14 protein-coding genes and 1 riboswitch are annotated in these 14,077 nt (G+C 72.9%); of the genes, 7 read left to right on the top strand and 7 right to left on the bottom strand.

Features of this window, described 5'->3' with window-relative positions:
* Window positions 1-12 precede the first annotated feature (12 nt).
* On the bottom strand, window positions 13-480 hold the full coding sequence (locus tag AB0947_RS02980) for a helix-turn-helix domain-containing protein (RefSeq protein WP_366748518.1): 468 nt from the start codon (window positions 478-480) through the stop codon (window positions 13-15).
* Between the two features lie 91 nt (window positions 481-571).
* On the opposite strand from AB0947_RS02980, the gene AB0947_RS02975 reads away from it, so the two are divergent.
* The 3 genes from AB0947_RS02975 to AB0947_RS02965 all read left to right on the top strand — a co-directional run bounded on the left by AB0947_RS02975 (window position 572) and on the right by AB0947_RS02965 (window position 3,115).
* Window positions 572-1,426 carry an SDR family oxidoreductase gene (locus AB0947_RS02975; protein ID WP_366748517.1) on the top strand — a complete coding sequence of 285 codons (855 nt, stop codon included), beginning with the start codon at window positions 572-574 and terminating at the stop codon, window positions 1,424-1,426.
* Window positions 1,427-1,548: 122 nt separating this feature from the next.
* Window positions 1,549-2,574, top strand: a complete 1,026-nt coding sequence (rarD, locus tag AB0947_RS02970; protein ID WP_366748516.1) for an EamA family transporter RarD — start codon at window positions 1,549-1,551, stop codon at window positions 2,572-2,574.
* 73 nt (window positions 2,575-2,647) lie between these two features.
* Entirely contained in the window at window positions 2,648-3,115 is a 468-nt protein-coding gene (locus AB0947_RS02965; protein WP_366748515.1) for a VOC family protein, read from the top strand.
* Window positions 3,116-3,146: 31 nt separating this feature from the next.
* Here the strand turns inward: AB0947_RS02965 and AB0947_RS02960 are convergent, their stop codons facing one another.
* Window positions 3,147-4,139 carry a tetratricopeptide repeat protein gene (locus AB0947_RS02960; RefSeq protein WP_366748514.1) on the bottom strand — a complete coding sequence of 331 codons (993 nt, stop codon included), beginning with the start codon at window positions 4,137-4,139 and terminating at the stop codon, window positions 3,147-3,149.
* Window positions 4,140-4,334: 195 nt separating this feature from the next.
* Here AB0947_RS02960 and AB0947_RS02955 point away from each other — a divergent pair, with 195 nt between their 5' ends.
* Window positions 4,335-4,937, top strand: a complete 603-nt coding sequence (locus AB0947_RS02955) for an NAD(P)H-dependent oxidoreductase (protein WP_366748513.1) — start codon at window positions 4,335-4,337, stop codon at window positions 4,935-4,937.
* Window positions 4,938-4,944: 7 nt separating this feature from the next.
* On the opposite strand, the gene AB0947_RS02950 is transcribed toward AB0947_RS02955, so the two are convergent.
* The 4 genes from AB0947_RS02950 to AB0947_RS02935 form a co-directional block, all read right to left on the bottom strand.
* Window positions 4,945-5,826 (bottom strand): ABC transporter permease, encoded by an 882-nt coding sequence (locus AB0947_RS02950; RefSeq protein ID WP_366748512.1) that lies wholly within the window; start codon window positions 5,824-5,826, stop codon window positions 4,945-4,947.
* A complete protein-coding gene (locus AB0947_RS02945; RefSeq protein ID WP_366748511.1) occupies window positions 5,813-6,787 on the bottom strand; it encodes an ABC transporter ATP-binding protein in 975 nt (324 codons plus the stop codon). The genes AB0947_RS02950 and AB0947_RS02945 overlap by 14 nt, the downstream gene beginning before the upstream one ends.
* A gap of 54 nt (window positions 6,788-6,841) precedes the next feature.
* Window positions 6,842-8,053 carry a DUF2092 domain-containing protein gene (locus AB0947_RS02940; protein WP_366748510.1) on the bottom strand — a complete coding sequence of 404 codons (1,212 nt, stop codon included), beginning with the start codon at window positions 8,051-8,053 and terminating at the stop codon, window positions 6,842-6,844.
* Window positions 8,054-8,309: 256 nt separating this feature from the next.
* Window positions 8,310-9,320: a polyprenyl synthetase family protein gene (locus AB0947_RS02935; protein ID WP_171153778.1), complete on the bottom strand. Its 1,011-nt coding sequence runs from the start codon at window positions 9,318-9,320 to the stop codon at window positions 8,310-8,312.
* 543 nt (window positions 9,321-9,863) lie between these two features.
* A riboswitch (cyclic di-AMP (ydaO/yuaA leader) is annotated at window positions 9,864-10,045 on the top strand.
* A 5-nt stretch (window positions 10,046-10,050) separates the two neighbouring features.
* Here AB0947_RS02935 and AB0947_RS02930 point away from each other — a divergent pair.
* Window positions 10,051-10,539, top strand: coding sequence for a transglycosylase SLT domain-containing protein (locus AB0947_RS02930; protein ID WP_366748509.1), 489 nt, complete (start codon window positions 10,051-10,053; stop codon window positions 10,537-10,539).
* 71 nt (window positions 10,540-10,610) lie between these two features.
* Here the strand turns inward: AB0947_RS02930 and AB0947_RS02925 are convergent, their stop codons facing one another.
* Window positions 10,611-11,423: an HAD family hydrolase gene (locus AB0947_RS02925; RefSeq protein WP_366748508.1), complete on the bottom strand. Its 813-nt coding sequence runs from the start codon at window positions 11,421-11,423 to the stop codon at window positions 10,611-10,613.
* 232 nt (window positions 11,424-11,655) lie between these two features.
* Between AB0947_RS02925 and fahA the strand changes: the two genes are divergently transcribed.
* Both fahA and AB0947_RS02915 read left to right on the top strand, forming a co-directional pair.
* Window positions 11,656-12,873, top strand: coding sequence for a fumarylacetoacetase (gene fahA, locus AB0947_RS02920; RefSeq protein WP_366748507.1), 1,218 nt, complete (start codon window positions 11,656-11,658; stop codon window positions 12,871-12,873).
* A 240-nt stretch (window positions 12,874-13,113) separates the two neighbouring features.
* Window positions 13,114-14,052: a M56 family metallopeptidase gene (locus AB0947_RS02915; RefSeq protein ID WP_366748506.1), complete on the top strand. Its 939-nt coding sequence runs from the start codon at window positions 13,114-13,116 to the stop codon at window positions 14,050-14,052.
* Window positions 14,053-14,077: the final 25 nt, after the last annotated feature.

Here is a 14,077-nt window from a genome sequence, read left to right as displayed (position 1 = left end):
CCGTCCGCCGGCTCAGGAGGCCCGGGGCTGGTTTCCCCGGGCCTCTTCGTATGCGCCGCGGCTCTCGTCGTAGGACCGGCGGCTCTCGTCGTACGCCCGGCGGCTCTCGTCGTAGGACCGGCGGGCCTCCTCCACCGCGTCCATGCGGGCGTGCGCCCACTGGGCGAGGGCCCGGACCTGCTCGGCCGCTTCCCGGCCGAGTGCGGTGAGCGAGTAGTCGACGCGGGGCGGGATGACCGGCTTGGCGTCCCGGTGGACCAGGCCGTCGCGCTCCAGGGTCTGGAGCGTCTGGGTGAGCATCTTCTCGCTGACGCCCCGGCCCCCGAGGCCGCTGATCGCGCGGCGCAGCTCGCTGAACCGGTACGGCCGCTCCAGCAGCTCGATGAGGACGAGGACGCCCCAGCGGCTGGTGACGTGCTCCAGGACCAGGCGGTGCGGGCACATGGCCTCGGCGTCCACCGCGTTCTTGCTTACCGGCATGCCAGTACCTTACTTCAAAGTGGGTACTTTCGCTCGGTTAGCGCCGCCCTTAGGGTGAGTGACATACCCACTGGAGAAGGAGCCACCCCTCATGAGCATCGTCGTCACCGGAGCCACCGGACACCTCGGCCGGCACGTCGTGGAACAGCTGCTGGAGAAGGTGCCGGCCGACCGGATCACGGCCGTCGTGCGGGACGAGGCGAAGGCCGGCGACCTCGCCGCGCGCGGGGTGAAGCTGGCCGTCGCCGACTACAACGTGCCGGAGACCTTCGACGGCCTGTTCGCCGCCGGCGACAAGGTCCTGCTGATCTCCGGCAACGAGTTCGACAAGGGACGCGTGGGGCAGCACACGGTGGTCATCGAGGCGGCCAAGGCGGCCGGCGTGGCACTGCTCGCCTACACCAGCGCCCCGGGCACCCTGAAGGCCGCGCTGGCGGACGACCACCGGGCGACCGAGGAGGTGCTCCTCGCCTCCGGCCTGCCCTACAGCCTGCTGCGCAACGGCTGGTACCACGAGAACTACACCGAGAACCTGGCGCCGGTGCTGGAGCACGGCGCGGTCGTGGCCGCCGCCGGTGACGGCCGGGTCTCCTCGGCCGCCCGTGCCGACTACGCCGCCGCCGCGGTCGCGGTGCTGACCGGCGAGGGCCACGAGAACACGACGTACGAACTGGGCGGCGACGAGGCGTGGAGCTTCGCCGAGTACGCGGCCGAGCTGAGCCGGCAGACCGGCAGGGAGATCGTCTACAACGCGGTCCCGGTGGAGACCCTCACCGGCATCCTGACCGGCGCCGGGGTGCCCGCGCCGGTGGCCGGGATGCTGGCGGGCGTGGACGCGTCGATCGAGAAGGGGGAGCTGGTCGTCTCCTCCGGCGACCTGTCCCGCCTGACCGGCCGTCCGACGACGCCGCTCGCCGAGGCCGTCACCGCCGCGCTCAAGGGCTGACCCCGGCCGGCCGCCCCGGATGTCATGACCGTATGGCGATACGAGCATGACATCCGGGGCGGCCGGCGTTACCTTCGTCCTCGTGCGTCCACGCCGGACGCGCGAGCGAGAAGGAGGGGGACGTGGCAGCGACGTCCGAGGGTGAGCACCGCACAGGTCTGCTGAACGGCTTCGCCGCCTACGGCATGTGGGGGCTGGTGCCCCTGTTCTGGCCGCTGCTCAAACCGGCCGGCGCCATGGAGATCCTGGCCCACCGCATGGTGTGGTCCCTGGTGTTCGTCGCCGTCGCGCTGCTCTTCGTGCGCCGCTGGGCCTGGGCCGGAGAGCTGCTGCGCCAGCCCCGGCGGCTGGGCCTCGTCGCCGTGGGGGCCGCTGTCATCACCGTGAACTGGGGCGTCTACATCTGGGCGGTGAACGCCGGCCACGTCGTCGAGGCCTCGCTCGGCTACTTCATCAACCCGCTGGTCACCATCGCGATGGGCGTGCTGCTCCTCAAGGAGCGGCTGCGGCCCGTGCAGTGGGCGGCGGTCGGCATAGGCCTCGCCGCCGTCGTCGTGCTGACCGTCGGCTACGGCCGCCCGCCGTGGATCTCCCTCTGTCTCGCCTTCTCCTTCGCCACCTACGGCCTGGTGAAGAAGAAGGTGGACCTCGGCGGTGTCGAGTCGCTGGCCGCCGAGACCGCCATCCAGTTCCTGCCGGCGCTCGGCTATCTGCTGTGGCTGACCGCGCACGGCGGGGCCAGCTTCCTGGACGAGGGCGCCGGACACGCCACCCTGCTCGCGTCCACGGGCCTCGTCACCGCCCTCCCGCTGGTCTGCTTCGGCGCGGCGGCGATCCGCGTGCCCCTGTCCACGCTGGGCCTGCTGCAGTACCTGGCCCCGATCTTCCAGTTCCTGCTCGGCGTCCTCTACTTCCACGAGGCCATGCCGGCCGAGCGGTGGGCCGGGTTCGCGCTGGTCTGGCTGGCGCTGATCCTGCTCACCGGCGACGCGCTGCGGTGGGCGAGGCGACCCGCACGGCTCGCGGTGCCGCCGGCCCGAACGGCCGGGACGTCGCCCTCGCCGTCGGCACCCGCATCGGCTGCCGCGCCTTCCACATCTTCCGCGCCCTCCGCGTCGGCTCCTGCTTCGACCGCGGCGGATGCCTGACCGGAGGGGCCGCCGGGACCGGAGTGGTCGGAGTGCCCCCCTCCGCCGACGCGTCCGGCTATAAGTGGGAGCCATGACCGAACAGGCGCCCACCCCCCTGCACTGGAAGCTCGTCATCGACGCGGCGGACCCGCACGCACAGGCCGACTTCTGGGCCGCCGCGCTGCACTACACCCCGGAGGACAACAGCGCCCTCGTCGAACGGCTGCTCTCCCTCGGCGCGCTGGCCGGGGAGGCCACCGTCGAGTACCACGGGCGGCCCGCGTTCCGTGACCTGATCGCCGTACGGCACCCCGACGACCCGTACGACCCCGGGACCGGCACCGGACTCGGGCGGCGGCTGCTGTTCCAGCGGGTACCGGAGCCGAAGACCGTGAAGAACCGGCTCCACATCGACCTCCACGCCGGCCCGGAACGGCGCGCGGACGAGGTGGCACGCCTTCAGGCGCTGGGCGCGCGGGTGGTGCGCGAGGTGAAAGAGCCCGCGGGCCAGTGGGTGCTGATGGCGGACCCGGAGGACAACGAGTTCTGCGTGCAGTGACCCCGGGCGCGCCGGCTCCGCGCAGGAGGGGTCACGCCCGCGCCGCCGCCTCGGCCGCGCGGGCGGTCAGGCGGACCATGCGGGCACGGGCGGACTCCAGCGGGCCCGGGTCGCCGGCGGCGGGGCCCGGCTCGGCGGTGAGGTCCGTCCACAGGTCGATCAGGTCGCGGCCCAGCCGCAGGCCCTCCTCCGGGTCGCGCACCGCGCGCCAGGCGGTGGCCGCGCTGCGCACGTTGTCGTAGGCGGCCTCTCCGTCCCGTGCCTGGCGGCGCAGCCGGGCGACGTCCAGGGACAGCCGGAAGGCGCGGACCGGGTCACCGGCCAGGTAGGCGATGTAGGCGGACAGTTCGAGCAGGTGCAGGACCTCGGCGTGGTGCGGGCCGAACACGGCGGTGGCCTCGGCGAGCGTCCGGTCGGCCAGTTCCGCCGCGGTGTCGATACGGCCCGCCCGGACGGCCTCGTTGATCCGGCCCATCGGCCCGGTGAGCAGCTTGGCGCCCTCGGCGGTCTCGGTCAGCGGCCCGTCGCCGAGCACCTCCTCGGCGACCGCGTCGAACCCACGGGCCGGGGTGGGCGTGGGAGCGGGGGGCTCGGGCGGTACGTCGGCGAGGAGGCTGTGAGCCGCGCGTTCCCGACTGTCCGTACCGGGGCCCTCCGCCACCGGCGCCGGTCCCACCTGCCCGGTCGGGTTCCGCGCGGCACCAGGCGTCCCGGACCCGGTCGGCCGCGGGCCCACCCGGACCGCCTCCCCCGTCACCCGGCTCGAGCCGTCCGCCGAGACCTCCAGGGGGACCACGCAGCCCGCGAGGTCGTCGTGGACCGTGGCGCGTATGGGCGCCCCGACGCTGATGGCCAGGCGCTGGAGGTGGTCGAGCACGGCCTGCTGGATCTCCTGGCCCGGTGCCGCCACGACCTGCGCCCCGTCCACCGACGCGCCCCCCGCCCCGGACACCCGGACGGACACCGCCGCCGGACGCCCCACGGGCTGCGGCGCCCGCTTCTTCTCGAAGCTGAGTCCAGCCATCGGTGTCCCTCACTCCCCCGGCGTCGCGATCCGGTCGTACGCGTCCTGCCCACCAGTCTGTCCGCTTCTCGCGGTTTTCCACGTCACCGCGGCGTCACAGCCTCGCACCAGCCGCACCCTGGCGGAGATTGCTTGCGCATGCATAGAATGCGTACGCATTTAATCGGCGTACGACACGACGCGTATGGGGGACCCATGAACCGCCGCTTCCTCTTCGTCCTGGGCAGCGCCCGCGAGGCGGGCAACACCGAACTGCTGGCCCGCGAGGCCGCCGCGCAACTGCCCGGCGACACCGAACAGCGCTGGATCCGCCTCGCCGACCACCCCCTGCCCGACTTCGCGGACCTGCGGCACGACAGCGACCACGTCCGGCCGTCCCCGGACACCCCGGCCGGCCTGCTCCTGGACGCCACACTGGCGGCGACGGACATCGTGATCGCCTCGCCGCTGTACTGGTACTCGGTGTCCAGCCTCACCAAGCGCTACCTGGACTACTGGTCGGCCTGGCTGCGCACCCCGGGCGTCGGCTTCAAGGAGACGATGGCCGGCCGCACCCTCTGGGGCATCGCCGCGCTGGCGGACGACGAGCCGTCCGTCGCCGACCCGTACGCCGGCACGCTCAACAACTCGGCCGCCTACCTGCGGATGCGCTTCGGCGGGGTCCTGCTCGGCAACGGCAGCGCGCCGGGCGACGTACGCAAGGACACCGGGGCACTGGCGCGCGCCAAGACGTTCTTCGCGCAGGACGCGCCGCTCGCGCGCTTCCCGTACGAGACCGCCGGCGCCGCACCCCGGTGAGCGGGCGCTAGGCGTTGATGTCCTTGGCCGTGAACCGAGCCCAGGCCGCCGCGCCGAACACGGCCGCGTACAGCCCTTGCAGACCGAGGTTCCTCACCAGGTCGTCCCAGTAGACCGGGTCGCGCATCAGGTCGGCGAACGACAGCCAGTAGTGCGAGAACAGATACGGCTGGAGCACGTGCAGCTGGGGTATCTGGTCGACGATCTGCACGGTGATGAGCAGGCCGACCGTGGTGGCCATCGCCGCGATGCCGCTGTTGGTGAGCGTCGACACGAACAGGCCGAGGGCCGCGACACCGACCAGTGACGCGGCGACGACGAGGGCGATCAGCACGGCGCGGCCGAGCCCCTCGGCGAGGCTGATCCGGGTGCCGGAGATCGTCGTCAGCTCGCCGAGCGGGAACAGCAGCGCGCCGACGAGCAGCGCGGAGACGGTGACGACCAGCGTGGCCAGCAGACAGAAGGCCAGCACCGTCGCGTACTTGGTCAGCAGCAGGCGGGTACGGCCGGCCGGGGCGACCAGCAGATAGCGCAGGGTGCCCGCGCCGGCCTCCCCGGCGATCGCGTCGCCCGCGACGACGCCGACCGCCATCGGCAGGAAGAACGGCAGGGTCGCGGCCAGCGCGGTGAACACCAGGAACAGGCCGTTGTTGGTGATCTGCGAGATGAACGCCGGACCCTCGCCGCCCCCGCCCGCCGGTCCGCCGCCCCGCGTCTCGATCTTCACGGCGATCCCGACCAGCACCGGCACCGCGGCCAGCACCCCGAGCAGGGCCAGCGTGCGCCAGCGGCGGACGGTGGTGACCAGCTCGCTGCGCAGCAGCCCGAGAGTCCACAGCGGATTCGGCCGGCGCCCGGCGCCCACCTGGACCGCATCAGCCCGCGACATCGAAGCCCTCCCCGGTCAGCGCCACGAACGCGTCCTCCAGCGAGGCCCGTTCGACGGTGAGGCCACGGACCCGGACGCCCGCCGTGACCAGGGCCTGCGTCACCTCGGCCAGATCCCGCGCGGGCGGCTCGCCGGTGACCCGGTCCCCGTCGGCCAGCACGTCCCCGACGCCCAGTTCCTTCAGCACGCGCGCCGCCTCGGCCGGGTCCGGGGTGATGACCACCAGCCGGTCGCGCGCCCCGGCGGCCAGGTCGGCGACCGCGCCCTGGGTGACGAGCCGGCCCTGTGTCATGACCGCCGCGTGGGTGCACACCTGCTCGATCTCGTCGAGGAGGTGGGAGGAGAGGAAGACGGTCGTGCCGTCGGCGGCCAGCTCCCTGATCAGCGTGCGGATCTCGCGCATGCCCTGCGGGTCGAGGCCGTTGGTGGGCTCGTCCAGGACGAGCAGTCTGCGCGGCTGGAGCAGCGCGGCGGCCAGTCCCAGGCGCTGTTTCATGCCGAGCGAGTACGCCTTCGCCTTCTTGCCGGCGGCGGCCGCGAGACCGACCCGGTCCAGCGCCGCGGCGACGCGGGCGCGCCGGGTGCGCGGGTCGGCGGTCGGGTCGGCGGCGTCGTAGCGCAGCAGGTTGTCCCGGCCGGAGAGGAAGCCGTACAGGGCGGGGCCCTCGATGAGGGCGCCGACCTGCGGGAGGACCGTACGGGCCGCCCGCGGCATGGGCCGGCCGAGCACCCGGGCGGTGCCCGCCGTCGGTTCGATCAGGCCCATCAGCATGCGGATCGTGGTGGTCTTGCCGGAGCCGTTCGGGCCGAGGAAGCCGAAGACGCTGCCCGCCGGGACGGTCAGGTCCAGACCGTCCACGGCGAGCTGTCCGCCGCGGTAGCGCTTGGTGAGGCCGCGCGTGGCGATCACACTCGCCGTCGGGTCGCCCGGCTCCGGCTGCGTGGCGGACGGTTCGTCCATCGGCTCCCCTCGGTTCGTCCGGTTCGTCTCATCGGGTGCGGTGTGCCGGGAAGGTCACTTCCCGGCGTCGGCCGCCTTCACCAGGGCCTCCTTGGTCACCGTGCCGGCGTAGACCTTGCCGTCGTCGGTGATCAGGGCGTTGACCAGGCGGGTGGAGAAGACCGTGCCCTTGCCGAACTTCCCGGAGACCGGGTCGCCCAGCGAGCCGAGGAAGCCGCCGAGTTCACCGCCCTGGGAGCCGGTCGGCACGCCGCCCTTGGCGCCGGTGTCGAAGGTGGCGACGGACGTCCAGCCCTTGCCCAGCACCTTCAGCCCGTCCTTGCCCTCCAGGCCCCCGGCGAAGCCCTCACCGTGCTCCGGAGCGTGCTCCCGGGCGCCGCCGGCGTCCTTCCCCTCGGTGACCTTCGCGCCCTTGGGCGGCGTGAAGTCGAACGTGGAGGCGGCGGGCCGGGCGAAGGAGACCTGGGTGAAGCCCGCGTCGAGCACGGCGGCGCCGCCGCTCCTCGGGGTCAGCGTGAACTTCAGCGGCATCCCGGTCTTCGCGTCCACGGCGATGCTGATCGCACCGACCGTGGTGCCGGACTGCCTGGGCCGGATCAGCAGCTTGTAGGCGTCGCGCCCGGCGACGTGGGCGGTGCCGTCGACGGTGACGGACGTGGTGTCGTCCACCGACTTCAGGGCCTGGTCGGCGAAGTCCTTGGGCGTGGCCGGCGGCTCGGTGCCGCGGTCCTTGCCGGAGGCGGCCCCGGTGGCGTGGTAGACCTCGTTGCTCTTGCTGTCGTAGCCCCAGACGTCCTTGCCGTCGTGGATGAGGCTGTACTCGGCGCCGCTCTCCAGCAGCGACAGCTTCTGCCGGTCGGGGCCGTCGGCGGCGACGCGCAGGGTGTGCGTGCCGGAGACCAGCTCGGTGAGCTTGGCCTTCGGGTCGGCGGAGGAGCCGTCGCCGGAGCCGCCCCGGCCCGAGCCGGACATCAGGCCGTTCTGGAGGCCGCCCAAATCGGGCAGGCCGAGGTCGGTGCTGACCTTCACCGTGCCGGACAGCTGCTGCACGTCCGACTTGGCGATCTTCTCGATGAGCTGCTGGGCGCTGATCCTCGGCAGGTCGGGGTCACCGGAGTCGGCGAGCGCCGGGACCAGCCCGATCGTGGCCGCCGCCACCCCCACCACCGCGACCGGCACGGCGTACCGGGCGGCCTTGCGCCGGCCCGAGCGCGGGTGCTCGTCCCGCGCGGCGCCCACTGCGTCGTCGGATTCGTACGGTGCCATGTGTGCCTTACCTCCGTCGTCGGCGGCGGCTGTCCTCACCCTGGTCCGCTGGTCCACCCTGAGCCGCCATTCTCACCCGAAACGGTGAGGAGTGGTGATTTCCGTGATGTCCATCTGACCAAATCGGCTGTGCACAAGCGTCAGACCACGGAGCCAACTCCGTCTACACCTGCGGTATGACATCCGGCGGTGGTTCCTCCGCCCGACCCGTAGGGGTCGCGCCGGACGCCGGGGCCCGTACGGGTGACCGGCCCGGTCAGCCGGCGCGGTGCACGACCGCGTCGCACAGCTCGATCAGCGCCGCCTTGGCATCGCACTCGCGCAGCGGGGCGAGCGCGGCCCGCGCCTCCTCCGCGTACCGCACGGTGTCCCGGCGGGCCTGCTCCAGCGCGGGGTGCGCGCGCAGCGCGGCCAGCGCCTCGGCGTGCCGGGCGTCGTCGCTGAGGTCGGAGTCCAGCAGCGCGCACAGCGCGACGTCCTCGGCCAGGCCCAGCCGGGCGGCCCGCTCGCGCAGCCGGAGCACCGGCAGGGTCGGGATGCCCTCCCGCAGGTCGGTGCCCGGGGTCTTGCCGGACTCGTGGGAGTCGGAGGCGATGTCCAGGACGTCGTCCGCGAGCTGGAAGGCGACGCCGAGGCGTTCCCCGTACTGGGTGAGGACGTCGACGACCGTCTCGTCCGCGCCGGACATCATCGCGCCGAACCGGCACGACACCGCCACCAGGGAGCCCGTCTTGCCGGCGAGCACGTCCAGATAGTGCTCGACCGGGTCTCGGCCGTCCGAGGGACCCGCGGTCTCCAGGATCTGGCCGGTGACGAGCCGTTCGAAGGCGAGGGCCTGCACCCGGACCGCCTCGGGACCGAGGTCGGCGAGGATCTGGGACGCGCGGGCGAAGAGGAAGTCGCCGGTGAGGACCGCGACGGAGTTGCCCCAGCGGGTGTTGGCGCTGTCCACGCCACGCCGTACGGCCGCCTCGTCCATGACGTCGTCGTGGTACAGCGTGGCCAGGTGGGTCAGCTCCACGACCACGGCCGAGGGCACCACGCCCGGGGCGTAGGGGTCGCCGAACTGGGCCGCGAGCATCACGAGCAGTGGCCGGAACCGCTTCCCGCCCGCCCGCACCAGGTGCTGCGCTGCCTCCGTGATGAACGGGACCTCGCTCTTGGTGGCTTCGAGCAAGCCTTCCTCGACAGCCGCCAATCCGGCCTGGACATCGGCTTCCAGAGCCTGGTCCCGCACGCTCAGCCCGAACGGCCCGACGACGGTCACGAGGGGTCTCCTGTCTGCTGGTGTCTGCTGGCGGTTACACGGTTTGTCGATAGGTCGCTGCCATCACTCAAGTCAGCGTATCCGGTCCTGTTTCGATCACCGATAGCGCCCACCGGTCCAGCCTGGGCGATACCGGATCATGACCGGCATGGTTTTGATCACACAGTGTGAGCGGATTTTTATCCATATAAGAGTAATCCGGACACTGTGCCCTCGCCTCGGCAACGACGCCCCCCATATGCCAGGTTCCGCCACCACCCCGACTTCCGGTGCAAATCCCCCTAATCCCTCATATCCGATTTAAAACTGTTTGCCATTTCGTGAGTTGGGTCACGCGCCCGGCCGGCCCGGCCGCCCGGCCCGGTTCTCGCAACCCCTTGCCGTGTCGGCGAGTTGAGGATTGGCAACCGCAAAGGATCAAGCACCTCATACGGCATCGATCAAGGTCAAATCGCACGTTGTATGAATCCGGCCCTTGTTCCCGACATGTGCTCTCGCATACGTTCCGGGCCGTCGGGCGGACGCCGAATCCTGCCGCCGCCCGCATACCCATCGACGAACTCATTCGTACGGCAGGAGCGGGGGACCCAGGTAAGCCGCCGGTCCGGAACGGCACACGCCGCGCCGGGACGGCTAGGGGTGAAGCCATGCCTCCGTCAGGGGCACGGCCGGGCATCTCCCCGCCCGAACCCGACAGCTCACCTCGCAGGCGCCGGAGAGGAACGCCCCCATGTCTGCTGTCGCCCAGCCCCGCCGTACCCGGAACAGCCGCCTGGTCCGCGCGCTCACCGCCGTCGGCACCGGTGCCGCCGTCCTCGCCCTGCCGCTCATCGGCGCGGCCGACGCCTCCGCGGCCCCCCGCACCACCACCACGCCGGCCACCACCCCGGCCGGCTACCCGAACAACCTCGACGGCTGGATCCGCGAGTCACTGGCGATCATGGCCGAGAAGCACATCCCGGGCACGTACAACGGCATCCACCGCAACATCATCCGCGAGTCCTCGGGCAACCCGAAGGCCATCAACCTCTGGGACTCCAACGCCGCCAAGGGCATCCCGTCCAAGGGCCTGCTCCAGGTCATCGACCCCACGTTCAACGCGTACCACGTGGCCGGGACGTCCTTCGACATCTACGACCCGGTCGCCAACATCACCGCCGCCTGCAACTACGCGGCCGCGCGGTACGGGTCCATCGACAACGTGTTCGGCGCGTACTGACGGGCACCGGCGGCCTGACCGGGCACCGGCCGGCCGCCTGACCGGGCGCTGCCGGTGTCCCGGTCAGCCGGTCAGCCGGTCGGGAAGAGTCGTTCGAGGACGACGGCGACGCCGTCGTCCTCGTTCGACGAGGTGACCTCGTCGGCCACCGCCTTCAGTTCCGGGTGCGCGCCGGCCATGGCGACACCGCGCCCGGCCCAGTCGAACATCGGGATGTCGTTGGGCATGTCGCCGAACGCGAGGGCCCGTTCGGCGGCGATCCCGAGCCGTTCCGCGGCCAGCGCCAGCCCGGTCGCCTTCGTCACCCCGCACGGCTGGAGCTCCACCGTGCCCGGCCCCGACATCGTGACCGTCGCGAGCGAGCCCACCGCCGCGCGGGCCACGGCCGCCAGCTCGTCGTCGGACAGGGTGGCGTGCCGCAGCAGCACCTTGCTGATGGGCGCGCACCACAGGTCGTCCCGCCGGCCGACCCGCACCGCGGGCAGTGTCGGGTGGGGCATCCGGTAGCCGGGCTCGATGAGCGTGAGCCCGTCCACGCCGTCCTGGTCGACCGCCGCGTAGACCTCCCCCACCTCCGCCTCGATCTTGCCGAGCGCCGTCTCGGCCAGCTCCCGGTCCAGCCGGACGGACCACAGCAGACGGTCGGTCGCGGCGTCGTAGACCTGGGCCCCCTGTCCGCACACCGCGAGCCCGGCACCGCCGAGGTCCGCGAGCAGCGACCGCACCCGCGGGGCCGGGCGGCCCGTCACCACCAGGTGGCGGGCACCGGCCCGCGCCACCCGCGCGAGCGCGGCGAGGGACCGGTCCGAGACGGTGTCGTCGCCGCGCAGCAGCGTCCCGTCCAGGTCGGTGGCGATCAGTGCATATGCCGGGGTGGGTGCCATGATCAGAGAATACGGACAGCACGCCCCGCCGACTCATCTGTCGTTCCCCGCACTTACGTGCCGCTCCCGCCCAACCGCTCACCGCTGTTGGCGCGATGGGCACCGCTCGGCCCAGACCTGCCGAGCCCCGGGTGAGGCACTGCCCAAGACACGCGCCTCGGCCGTAACGTGTGGCCCGACCACATGGAACGCAGTGCCATGCATGGCCCGGATGAGAGTGAGGCAGCACCCCATGCCCCCCTTCGACGTCCCCGAGGGCGACCCCTTCGGTCCGCACAACCTCCCCTACGGCGTGTTCTCGCCCTCCGGCAGCACGGAGCGGAGGATCGGCGTCCGGCTCGGGAACCACGTCCTCGACGCGGGCGCCGCGGCCGCCGCGCTCGGCTCGCCCCACCAGCCGCTGCTCGCCCGGCCCACCCTCAACCCGCTGCTGGCCGCCGGCCGCGCCACCTGGTCGGACGTACGGCGCTCCGTCGCGTCCTGGGTCACCGACCCGGCGCACCGCGCGACCGTCGAGCCGCTGTTCCACCCCCTGTCCGAGGTGAGCCTGCACCTGCCCTTCGAGGTCGCGGACTACGTCGACTTCTACGCCTCGGAGAACCACGCCCGCAACGTCGGCCGGATCTTCCGCCCCGACGCCGAGGACTCCCTCACCCCCAACTGGAAGCACCTGCCGATCGGTTACCACGGCCGCTCCGGCACCGTCGTCGTCTCCGGCACGGACGTCGTACGCCCGTGCGGGCAGCGCAAGGGCCCGGCCGACCCCGCGCCCGTCTTCGGCCCCTCGATCCGGCTGGACATCGAGGCCGAGGTCGGCTTCGTCGTGGGCGTGCCGTCGCGGCTCGGCGCCCCGGTCGCGCTCGGCGACTTCCGGGAGCACGTCTTCGGGCTGTGCCTGCTGAACGACTGGTCCGCGCGCGACATCCAGGCCTGGGAGTACGTCCCCCTCGGCCCGTTCCTCGGCAAGTCCTTCGCGACCTCGGTGTCGGCGTGGATCACACCGCTGGAGGCGCTGGAGCACGCGCGCGTGGCGCCTCCCGAGCGTACGCACCCGCTGCTGCCCTACCTGGACGACTCGGCGCCCGGCACCGAGCCCGGCGGTTACGACCTGCGCATCTCGGTCGCCGTCAACGGCCACGTGGTCTCCGAACCGCCCTTCTCCACCATGTACTGGACCGCCGCCCAGCAACTCGCCCACATGACCGTGAACGGCGCCTCGCTGCGCACCGGCGACCTGTACGGCTCCGGGACGGTGAGCGGCCCCACCGAACGCCAGCGCGGCTCCCTGCTGGAACTGACCTGGAACGGCCGCGACCCCCTCGAACTCCCCGACGGCAAGCGGGCCTTCCTGGAGGACGGCGACGTGGTCACCCTGTCGGCATGGGCCCCGGGCCCGGACGGCAGCCGGGTGGGGCTCGGCGAGGTCAGCGGGCGCGTGGTGCCGGCCTGACCCTGCGCAGGGGTGCCGGGCGGGCCGGGTAACGCGCCGGGCGGGCCGGGTCGCTTCCGGGGCGGCCGGGGGGCGTGGACCCGGGCCGGTCGACGGCGGATCGGTGTCGGCACCTGACTCCGGCCGCCCGTCTTCGTCATACTGACGGGGACACGCATCACGCGCGAGCCGCCGTCGCGTGACGCGTGCCCGGCACCACCGTCACCCGCCCACTCTCCGACCAGGAACCGGAGCCCCGGCATGACTGTCTGCCTGCTCCTGCTGAGCGTCGTCGCCCTGACGGCCGCCGTACCGGCGCCGCGCGCGCTGACCCATGCCGCCTGGCCCGAGCGGGAACCCGTGGTCGCGCTGTGGGTGTGGCAGTGCCTCGTCGCCACCGTCCTGCTGTGCTGCCTCACCGCGCTCGTCCTGGGCGCGGCGGCCGTCTTCCACACCGTCCGCGACCGCGTGTTCGCGCCCGCGCCGCCCGCCGTCACCGCGGCCTACGACCTGTCCACCGCGCCGGTGTGGGCCGCCGCGCTCACCGTGCTGCTGGCCTGCGGGGCCGCCTGGACGACCGCGATGCTGGCCCGCGAACTCGTCGAGGCCCGCCGCAGCCGCGGCCAGGCCCGGGCGCACCTGCGCGAGCGCGCACCCGAGCTGCCGGCCGGGCTGCCGGCGGCGCGCGGGCCGATGCTGGTGCTGGAGGACGAGTACCCGGACGCCTGGTGGATGCCGGGGCACCGGCCCCAACTCGTCGTCACCACAGGTGCGTTGCACCGCCTCACCGACCTTCAGCTGGACGCCGTCCTCACCCACGAGCGCGGACACGCCCGCGCCCACCACGACTGGCTGCTGCACCTGTCCACCGCCCTCGCCACGGGCTTCCCGCGCGTGCCGCTGTTCGCCCACTTCTGCGACCAGACGCACCGCCTGGTCGAGCTGGCCGCGGACGACACGGCCTCCCGGCGCTGCGGGCACCTCACCACGGCCCTGGCCCTGATCGAGCTGAACCAGCACCGGGGTGTGCTGTCCTGCGACTCCAGCCGCCGCCTCCTCGGCGAACGCGTCGACCGCCTGCTGGAGCCGCCTCCCCGGCTGCTGCGCCGGCACCGCGCGCTGACGACGACGGTGGCCGCGCTGGTGCCGCTGCTCCCGCTGCTGATCACCTTCGCCCCGGGCCTGACGGCACTGTCCTGAGGGACCGGCGGCACCGCCTGGTACT

The sequence above is a fragment of the Streptomyces sp. NPDC047841 genome (assembly GCF_040704085.1).
Lineage (GTDB): Bacteria > Actinomycetota > Actinomycetes > Streptomycetales > Streptomycetaceae > Streptomyces > Streptomyces argyrophylli.
Note: the sequence above shows the minus strand (reverse complement) of the source record. Positions and strands in the feature narration are given on the sequence as shown.

What these genes read in the sequence shown, in the direction of transcription:
- AB0947_RS02980 (WP_366748518.1), bottom strand. Translation starts at nt 480, where the DNA reads ATGCCGGTAAGCAAGAACGCGGTGGACGCCGAGGCCATGTGCCCGCAC.
- AB0947_RS02975 (WP_366748517.1), top strand. Translation starts at nt 572, where the DNA reads ATGAGCATCGTCGTCACCGGAGCCACCGGACACCTCGGCCGGCACGTC.
- AB0947_RS02965 (WP_366748515.1), top strand. Translation starts at nt 2,648, where the DNA reads ATGACCGAACAGGCGCCCACCCCCCTGCACTGGAAGCTCGTCATCGAC.
- AB0947_RS02960 (WP_366748514.1), bottom strand. Translation starts at nt 4,139, where the DNA reads ATGGCTGGACTCAGCTTCGAGAAGAAGCGGGCGCCGCAGCCCGTGGGG.
- AB0947_RS02955 (WP_366748513.1), top strand. Translation starts at nt 4,335, where the DNA reads ATGAACCGCCGCTTCCTCTTCGTCCTGGGCAGCGCCCGCGAGGCGGGC.
- AB0947_RS02950 (WP_366748512.1), bottom strand. Translation starts at nt 5,826, where the DNA reads ATGTCGCGGGCTGATGCGGTCCAGGTGGGCGCCGGGCGCCGGCCGAAT.
- AB0947_RS02945 (WP_366748511.1), bottom strand. Translation starts at nt 6,787, where the DNA reads ATGGACGAACCGTCCGCCACGCAGCCGGAGCCGGGCGACCCGACGGCG.
- AB0947_RS02940 (WP_366748510.1), bottom strand. Translation starts at nt 8,053, where the DNA reads ATGGCACCGTACGAATCCGACGACGCAGTGGGCGCCGCGCGGGACGAG.
- AB0947_RS02930 (WP_366748509.1), top strand. Translation starts at nt 10,051, where the DNA reads ATGTCTGCTGTCGCCCAGCCCCGCCGTACCCGGAACAGCCGCCTGGTC.
- AB0947_RS02925 (WP_366748508.1), bottom strand. Translation starts at nt 11,423, where the DNA reads ATGGCACCCACCCCGGCATATGCACTGATCGCCACCGACCTGGACGGG.
- fahA (WP_366748507.1), top strand. Translation starts at nt 11,656, where the DNA reads ATGCCCCCCTTCGACGTCCCCGAGGGCGACCCCTTCGGTCCGCACAAC.
- AB0947_RS02915 (WP_366748506.1), top strand. Translation starts at nt 13,114, where the DNA reads ATGACTGTCTGCCTGCTCCTGCTGAGCGTCGTCGCCCTGACGGCCGCC.